The sequence below is a fragment of the Ferruginibacter sp. genome (genome assembly GCF_031430955.1).
GTDB lineage: Bacteria > Bacteroidota > Bacteroidia > Chitinophagales > Chitinophagaceae > Ferruginibacter.
Window position 1 is genome coordinate 1 of record NZ_JANPCM010000366.1, and the last position, 8,016, is coordinate 8,016.

Here is an 8,016-nt window from a genome sequence, read left to right on the forward strand (position 1 = left end):
CCCACGAACCTACGAAAGAAGCATCAATGAAAAACACTGACCTCTGGAAGAATTTATCGGAAGAAAAAATGAAAGAAGCCGACATTAAAAAAACTTTTTTTATTCCTGTAAAGATGAAAGTATTTGCATGGAATGCAAAAAGGGAAAAGGATACTACCATGACGCCTTATGATTCTATAAAATACCATAAGCAATTATTGCAAACTTCATTTGCTGCGATGGATCCTAAAACAGGCGAAGTAAAATGCTGGGTTGGCGGTATAGATTATAAATGGTTTAAGTTCGATCATATCACTACTAAAAGACAGGTAGGCTCAACCATTAAGCCATTAATTTATTCTTTAGCAGTGCAGGATGCAGGCTACACGCCGGCAACAGAAATTCCCGGCGGATCTGTACAGTATGGTGGCGAGATGAAATATTTTGGCGGTGGTGGCACCATGGCTAACTGTCTTGCGTTTTCAAAAAATGCGGCCGCAGTAAGAATAACCAACCTGGTAGGTGTAAAAAGAGTAATAGAATTTGCAACCAGCGCTGGTATTAAATCAAAACTCCCGCCCTACACTTCTCTTGCATTGGGTGCTGCTGAAATTCCTATGCTGGAAATGCTGCAGGCTTACACGATGTTTCCTAATAAAAGTTTAACTACCGAACCTATTTTAGTAACCCGAATTGAAGATAAAAGTGGCAATATTTTAAAAGAGTTCGTGCCTGAATCTAAGCAGGTAATGAGTGAAGCATCTGCTTTTACCATGGTGCAGTTAATGCAGGGTGTGGTAAAATTTGGTACAGCACGTTCGCTTAACAGTTATAATATACCAGTTGAAATGGCAGGTAAAACCGGTACTACAAACGATAATGCCGATGGCTGGTTTATTGGTTACACACCTGAACTTTTAGCCGGTACCTGGGTGGGTTGCGATGACCCTTTTTTAAGAATTTATGCAACATCCGGCGGCAATGAAATGGCTGCACCAAAGTGGGGCATTTTTATGAGTAAGGTATATGGAGATAAAAAATTAGGCTATGGTAAAATGAAAACTTTTGAAAAACCTGCTTCGTTTTCTAACGGGGAATTATCCGGGGATGCCGGAGGCTGGGGTGATTTATTCAGGCAGGGCGACAGCACAACAGTTGACCAGGGCAATGGCGATGCAGGCGATTTTATTAATGAGCCAATAAAGGAGGAAACACCTTTGGAAAAGGTTCCTATAGAAAGTGAGATACAAAAACCTGCAGTGGATACCAACACAAAGGCCAAAAGTAAACCTGATGAAAAAACGCCGCCTAAAGCTGTATTGCCATCAGTGATAAGGCCACTTGATGAAAAAGAAAAGAAAATGATTAAGAAAGAAAAAGAGAAGGCAAGTGGCGGCAATGAGTATTGATTTATAAAAATGTCAAATTGATGATTTTTAATTTCAGCAATACAATTTTATTTTTTACTGCTTTGTTTACTGCTTTAATGGCCGGATTATTTTATAGTTGGTCCTGTTCAGTAACATTAGGATTATCCAAATTAACTGACAGGGAATATATCTCTGCAATGCAGTACCTTAACAGAGAAATTCAAAATCCGGTATTTTTCATTTCATTTTTTGGCGCTGCAATCCTTCTTCCTATCTGCAGTTACATGCAATACAACCAATTATTAACGGCAAAATTTTATCTTATACTGTCAGCAACAATTATATATCTAGCCGGGGTAATGGCGGTAACAATTCTTGGAAACATTCCTTTAAACCAAACGCTTGATAAATTTAACTTAACTAATGCCACCCTTGCAGAAATTGCAAAGCAAAGAATTGCTTTTGAAGTAAAATGGAACAACTTAAATATGATAAGGACTGTGGCATCAATATTTAGTTTGATACTGATTCTAATTGCATGTATTTGCAAAACCAATAAATAGATACAACTATTTAAAAAATTTTTCTCTATTTCTTCCTCACCACCTTTATAACCCTGAACAACAGCATACAAAGTATTGCACCGGCAAAAGCAATGCCCATATCTTTTTGAGCATCCCAAATATCTCCCTGGCTGCCAAGGTATGCAGCACCTTCTTCGGGGTAAAAAACATCGGCCACCAGCCATTCAATTAATTCATAAGCTGCACTGAACGACATGGTAATTTCAACCGGTAAAACCCAGCAAACCCAATCGGGCCACTGCATATAATTTTTAAAATAATCCCTCATGGGGTAAGCCAGCATAAAGCCAAAACTAAAATGCACAATGCGGTCGTAATAATTGCGGTTTAAGTCCAATACATCTTTTAACCAGTAACCAAAAGGGTTTTCGGCATAAGTATATTCGGCGCCATAAATATGCAGCAGTATGTACACAAAAAAAAGTGTGTAACTCAAATCGCTAAACTTAAATTTTTTGTATGTAAAAATCATACTGAAAATAAAAATAACCGTCAGTACATTTTCGGTAACCCAATTGGAGCGGTTGGTAGTATTTATAAAAGTTACCATCCAGCAAATAAAAAAAATAGCCAAATAAATTTTAAGTAAATGGTTTTGCTTAAAAGTTTTTCTATCGTTGCTGATTGCAGTTGAAAAATTCATATTGGTTGGTTGTGGGTTGTGAATGGGCAATGGTGAATGGTCAATCGTCAATATTTAAACAGTCATTTGATCATTGATCAATTTTAAAACATTAATGGCGGGTATTATTATTTTCTTTAAAAAACATTTATACAAATAGCCAATAAAAAAAGCAGGGTTCAAATTAATAGAACCCTGCTTTAGCATTTTTATTAAGATAAAATCAATTAATAATTTCTTGCCTTCATTTCCACACGGCGATTTTTAGCACGGCCTGCAGCAGTTTTATTATCAGCAACGGGCATGTCCTGTCCGTGGCCGGCAGCCGCCATTTTGCTTTCATCAACACCTTTGCTGGCTAAATATACTTTAACAGCGTTGGCCCTGTTTTCGCTTAAAGTTTGATTTTTATCAGGTTTACCCTGGCTATCTGTATGGCCATCTATATCCAGCATTAAAGTTTTATCAGCAGCCATAATTGTGGCCACTTCGTTTAATGATTTAAATGATTTAGGTAACAACTTAGCACTGCCTGTTGCAAAGAAAATATTTTTAGCTGCATAATTAATTTTATCAATTACTGCCTGTGCAATAACGGGGCAACCAAAATTAGTTGCAGGGCCAGCTTCGTTAGGGCATTTATCTTCTTCATCGTTTACACCATCATTATCGGTATCCGGTACCGGGCAACCCTGGTAACGTGCCACACCTTTTACAGTTAGGCATTTATCCTGTTCGTCGTTAATACCATCACCATCGGTATCTGGTATTGGGCAACCCTGGTATTTTGACAACCCTGCAACATCCGGGCATTTATCATCTGCGTCAGTAATGCCGTCGCCATCTTTATCTGGGCAACCCATTAAAGAAGCCAGTCCTGCTACATCAGGGCATTTATCATCAGTATCTAAAACACCATCCCCATCCCTGTCTTTTGGTGCTTCCATTACCGGAGGCAAAACAACAGCAACTGCAGGCTCTGCTCTTGGCTTGCCAATATTACCTGCAATACCAACACTATGGTATAAATGATAGGCGGCATTTTCTGTAATAGGAACCCGGTATTGAGAGTTAATTAAAATAAATGCTTCGTCAAACAGATTTATCTGAATGCCTAAACCAATTGGAGCAATTGCTGCATAGTAGCCCTTATATTTTGATGCACCCAAACCCGCAGTAATAAATGGTACCACACAATATTTGTCTGACAGTAATTTAAAATTTGCAGTGGCAACACCTTCTAATAAAAGTTCGCTGGAGCTGGAAGATGTTTTGCCGGGAATTGGGTAATCTAAAAAAGAACCGGAAAGTGTAGTTGCAAAATCTACATTATTACTTAAACCCTGAATATAACTAAGGCCAAGACCTGCTGCCATATTTTTTGTTTGTTTCCATTGCTTAGCCTGCAGTACGCTGGATAAACTGGTTGACCGTATAGCTGCGGCTGTTTTAAAATCGTTCAGTATAAAATGCACGCCTAAGGCCGGACGTTTTTTGTAATCATTTTGACCAAAGCTGGTGATAAACATACCGATGGTTAGTAACGGTAATAAGATTTTCTTCATATTTGTTAGTTTACTTAGTTGCGACAAAAATACTGGCTTACATTCAAAACGTAAAATAATTTACCCACATTATTAAAATGAAGTATTACCCCGGCAGACATTTATTATGCCTGATTTGTTGCATCGGTTATGGTTTAGGTGCTTTTTTACCCAAAACTTCTACTTTTACACGGGTTATACCATTTGATACATAACCTAATTGAACTGCTGCTGCTCTTGTAAGATCAATAATTCTTTTCATCCTGGGATGTAACCTGTCGTTTGTTTTTACCACCACAGTGCGTCCGTTACGCATATTGGTAACTTTTATCCATGTACCTAATGGCAATACATTGCAGGCACAGGTTAATTTTTTTTGGCTGAAAATTTCTCCGTTAGCTGTTCGGCGGCCATTGAATTTGTTATGATAAAAACTTGCCAGCCCGTATAATGTACGTTTAGTAGTAACTGTTTTTACTTTTACCGGCTTATCGCCACGCTGACAATATACAGGCTTAATAAAAAATATTGCTGAAGTTGTCAGCAATAAAAATTGTAAAATAATTTTTTTCTTTGGTAAAAATAATTTCATGCAGCAGCTGTAAAATTAAGAAAGTGGATTTCTGAAATAAATATTTATTTATTGGCAAAGTATTTTTCTCTCAGCACTTTATCTTCTCCATAGATATCATCATAAAATTTAATTTTCCCGTCTTTTCCCTCACAGCTAAAATAACGAATAAAAATGGGAATTTTGTTTCTTACATCTATCCGGTGTTTTTCTTTATTTGCTATCCAGTTTTTTATAGAATCGGTATTATACTTTAATGTATCTGAGCTGCTGATGTTAATACTATCGTTTCGGGCAATGAAAAATGCTAATTTTTCCCACTCCTGCACACGTACACAACCATGGCTTAAAGCCCTTGACGAGTTTTTAAATAAATAACGTTGATTGGTATCATGCAAATAAACTGCATAAGGATTATTAAAATTAAATTTAAAAATCCCCAGTGCATTATTATCGCCGCTGTTCTGCATTACTTTATAAGGTATCCCCTTTGTGTACTTACTCCAGTTAACGCCGTATGCATCTACAGTTTCGCCTTTACTGTCTACCAATTTTAAACCCAGCCTTGCCAAATAGCCTGGATTATTTTTTAATTTAGGCAGGTATTGTTTTGTAATAATACTGTTAGGCACTGTCCATGTAGGATAGGTAACCATATCCGTTATGGCGCTGTTTAATAAAGGTGTTCTGGTATCGGGCTTACCGCAAATTACTTTAGATTCTAAAACAATAGTATCTTTTTGAACTACCCATAAATAGTAACCCGGCAAATTGACCCAGATGTATTTTTCGGGCATTTTCGCAGGCAATTGTTTATACCTGTCTAATGTAATAGCAATTCTTTTAAATCGCTCTGCGTCGGTTACGTTCATTGCCCTTATTAAAGATGCAGAAATTTATCCATCCTGTTTAAATCCTTTCTGTTTCTGGTATTTTTTTACAGCGTGGCTTAAATTAGTGGAGTCAGAAATTTTATCAGCAAAATTTATTACACCGCTTTCAATTAATCTTTTTTGCAGCATTTTTATAAAAAGCACCGAATCTTTTACATCGCCTTTTTTATAAGGATACGTTACATAAGTATAGGTTCGTCTGTCCATACTGTCTAAAAACATTTTAATTCCTTTTTTAAGATCCCAGTAACCTTTGTTTACAGGTTGCAAAGAATTTAACAAGGCTGTAAATTCTTTTTTCTCTATTAAATCAGTAAGATTTTTTACAAAAAAATCTTTTGCCAGTGCTGAATCTTTATTAATGCTTACACTGTCGGGCAGTAACCTGCCGTGTTTTAAATCTTTTATAATATGCATGAATGCGTCAGTAAACATCAGGTCGGCCCTTGTCCACAATGCGGCATCCATTCTTTTTAGGGAATCAGTATCTAATTTATTTTTTAATTTTTGTAAATTTTTGAAATTATAATCTTTGGGAAATAACCCTTCCAGCTCTGCATTAGTAATAAAATCAAACAAAGTATCTGCAAGAGGTTGCCATTTTTCTTTACTGCTCCATACAGGCTCGTACTTAACCAAAGCATAAAAATTATCAACAACAGCAGCAAGGTTTAAACTGATACTATCATCAACTTTACCATTATTTTTTAAAGCAAATTCCAAAACCTCTTTAATATTTTCGCTGGCCTTAATATCCATTTGTTCGGGGTCGGCAACTATTTGTTTATCTTTTGGCGTGCTGGCAGTATTGCATGAAATAATGAACAGGCATAGAATAATAACCGTAATTTGTAAATAAGGATTTTTAAAGTGCTGCATACAGGGGTTAAAAAGTGGTAACTTAATGGGTACTTTAGCTTTCTCGTGGATTGGTTAGAAGTAATAATATGAACAAGATAATACATAGGTTTCAAATGCAGGTAATTTTCATTGTTGTTTTTTTATTAACATCAGTTATTACAGTTGCACAGGATACTGTTTTAAATAAATATGGGCTTTGGGTAATACATTCTTTAACTGAATATAAAAGAACTGTACTAAAAAATCCGGTTAAACAAATGGTTGATTTAAAACAACGTATGCACAACATTGTTTTAGATTTGCGCTATGCCGGCAACAATAATTTTATGAAAGAAAAGTTATACCCGGCAATTACTACTACTTATTTAAGAAAACCTGCAGCAGACTCTTTATTTAAAATACAAGTGCAATTAAAAGAAATGGGATTGGGTTTAAAAATTTTTGATGCTTACCGTCCTTATTCTGTTACAGAAAAAATGTGGCTGCCGGTGCAGGACGACCGCTATGCAGCCGACCCCAAAAAAGGCAGTGGGCATAACCGTGGGGTTGCTGTTGACCTTACATTAATATATTTAGCAACTGGTGAAGAATTAAATATGGGTACCGGCTTTGATAATTTCAGCGATACTGCCCACCATGCGTTTACCAATTTGCCGGAAGATATTTTACAAAACCGCTTGTTACTTAAAAAATATATGGAGCAGTATGGCTTTAAAGCATTAGATACAGAGTGGTGGCACTACAGTTTACCCAATGCAAAAGACTTTGAACTGCTGGATATTGATTTTAAAAAACTGGAATTAAAAAAATTAAAAAAATGAATACGGCAAGTTTAATAGAAATTTTTGACAGAGACCTTAATAAATTAATAACCGAAATTAATTTATATAAAGATGAAGAAAGGTTGTGGATTATTAAAGATGGCATCGGCAATTCGGCAGGAAATCTTTGCCTGCATTTAATTGGTAACCTCAACCATTTTATTGGAGCAATTTTGGGCAACACCGGTTATGTGAGGGAGAGAGAAAAGGAATTCAGTTTAAAAAATATTCCACGTAAAAATTTAGTACAAAGTATTGAAAATACTATTACAGTGGTAAGAGAAAGTTTATCTAAATTAAGTGCAGCAGATTTTGAGAAGCTTTTTCCGCTGGAAGTTTTTGGCAAACCATTAACCACAGGTTTTATGCTGTTGCATTTAACAACGCATTTAGCGTATCATTTGGGCCAGATAAATTATCACCGGAGGCTGTTAGCCTGATCATAAAATTCTTTTAATCTTATTTTCCAGCATCATTAAATCCGCCAGTACAAAAGCGGTTACGGCTTCCAGTATTACAGGCACACGTAAAGCAATACACAGATCATGCCGGCCTTTAATAGAAAAATTTTCAACCGTGTTTGTTTCCCAGTTTAAAGATTCCTGTTCCTTTGGTGTAGATGATGTGGGCTTTATAGCAATACGAAAAACAAATTCGTTACCATTTGTTATGCCGCCAACAATACCGCCTGCATGATTGGTTATGGTTTTACCGGTTTCATCAGCAATGGCATCGTTGTGTTTGCTGCCAAACATTTTTGCTGCGGCAAAG

The 8,016-nt window shown here is 36.3% G+C and carries 10 protein-coding genes; 4 read left to right on the forward strand and 6 right to left on the reverse strand.

The window, feature by feature from the left end:
- A partial coding sequence (locus ACY65O_RS10435; RefSeq protein ID WP_462220796.1) for a penicillin-binding transpeptidase domain-containing protein occupies positions 1-1,388 on the forward strand: 1,388 nt, incomplete at its 5' end.
- A gap of 20 nt (positions 1,389-1,408) precedes the next feature.
- Complete coding sequence (locus ACY65O_RS10440) at positions 1,409-1,912, forward strand: anthrone oxygenase family protein (RefSeq protein WP_462220797.1); 504 nt, start codon at positions 1,409-1,411, stop codon at positions 1,910-1,912.
- A 25-nt stretch (positions 1,913-1,937) separates the two neighbouring features.
- On the opposite strand, the gene ACY65O_RS10445 is transcribed toward ACY65O_RS10440, so the two are convergent.
- From ACY65O_RS10445 to ACY65O_RS10465, 5 genes are all read right to left on the reverse strand, one after another.
- Positions 1,938-2,627: a DUF2238 domain-containing protein gene (locus ACY65O_RS10445; protein WP_462220798.1), complete on the reverse strand. Its 690-nt coding sequence runs from the start codon at positions 2,625-2,627 to the stop codon at positions 1,938-1,940.
- A 155-nt stretch (positions 2,628-2,782) separates the two neighbouring features.
- A complete protein-coding gene (locus tag ACY65O_RS10450; protein WP_462220799.1) occupies positions 2,783-4,120 on the reverse strand; it encodes an OmpA family protein in 1,338 nt (445 codons plus the stop codon).
- A 127-nt stretch (positions 4,121-4,247) separates the two neighbouring features.
- A complete protein-coding gene (locus ACY65O_RS10455) occupies positions 4,248-4,691 on the reverse strand; it encodes a septal ring lytic transglycosylase RlpA family protein (protein ID WP_462220800.1) in 444 nt (147 codons plus the stop codon).
- Between the two features lie 44 nt (positions 4,692-4,735).
- Positions 4,736-5,542, reverse strand: coding sequence for a L,D-transpeptidase family protein (locus ACY65O_RS10460; RefSeq protein WP_462220801.1), 807 nt, complete (start codon positions 5,540-5,542; stop codon positions 4,736-4,738).
- Between the two features lie 24 nt (positions 5,543-5,566).
- Complete coding sequence (locus ACY65O_RS10465; protein WP_462220802.1) at positions 5,567-6,442, reverse strand: L,D-transpeptidase scaffold domain-containing protein; 876 nt, start codon at positions 6,440-6,442, stop codon at positions 5,567-5,569.
- A 95-nt stretch (positions 6,443-6,537) separates the two neighbouring features.
- Here ACY65O_RS10465 and ACY65O_RS10470 point away from each other — a divergent pair, with 95 nt between their 5' ends.
- Positions 6,538-7,245, forward strand: coding sequence for a M15 family metallopeptidase (locus ACY65O_RS10470; protein ID WP_462220803.1), 708 nt, complete (start codon positions 6,538-6,540; stop codon positions 7,243-7,245).
- Positions 7,242-7,685: a DinB family protein gene (locus tag ACY65O_RS10475; RefSeq protein WP_462220804.1), complete on the forward strand. Its 444-nt coding sequence runs from the start codon at positions 7,242-7,244 to the stop codon at positions 7,683-7,685. The genes ACY65O_RS10470 and ACY65O_RS10475 overlap by 4 nt, the downstream gene beginning before the upstream one ends.
- Here the strand turns inward: ACY65O_RS10475 and ACY65O_RS10480 are convergent.
- On the reverse strand, positions 7,686-8,016 hold a 331-nt coding region (locus tag ACY65O_RS10480; RefSeq protein WP_462220805.1), incomplete at its 5' end, for a chorismate synthase.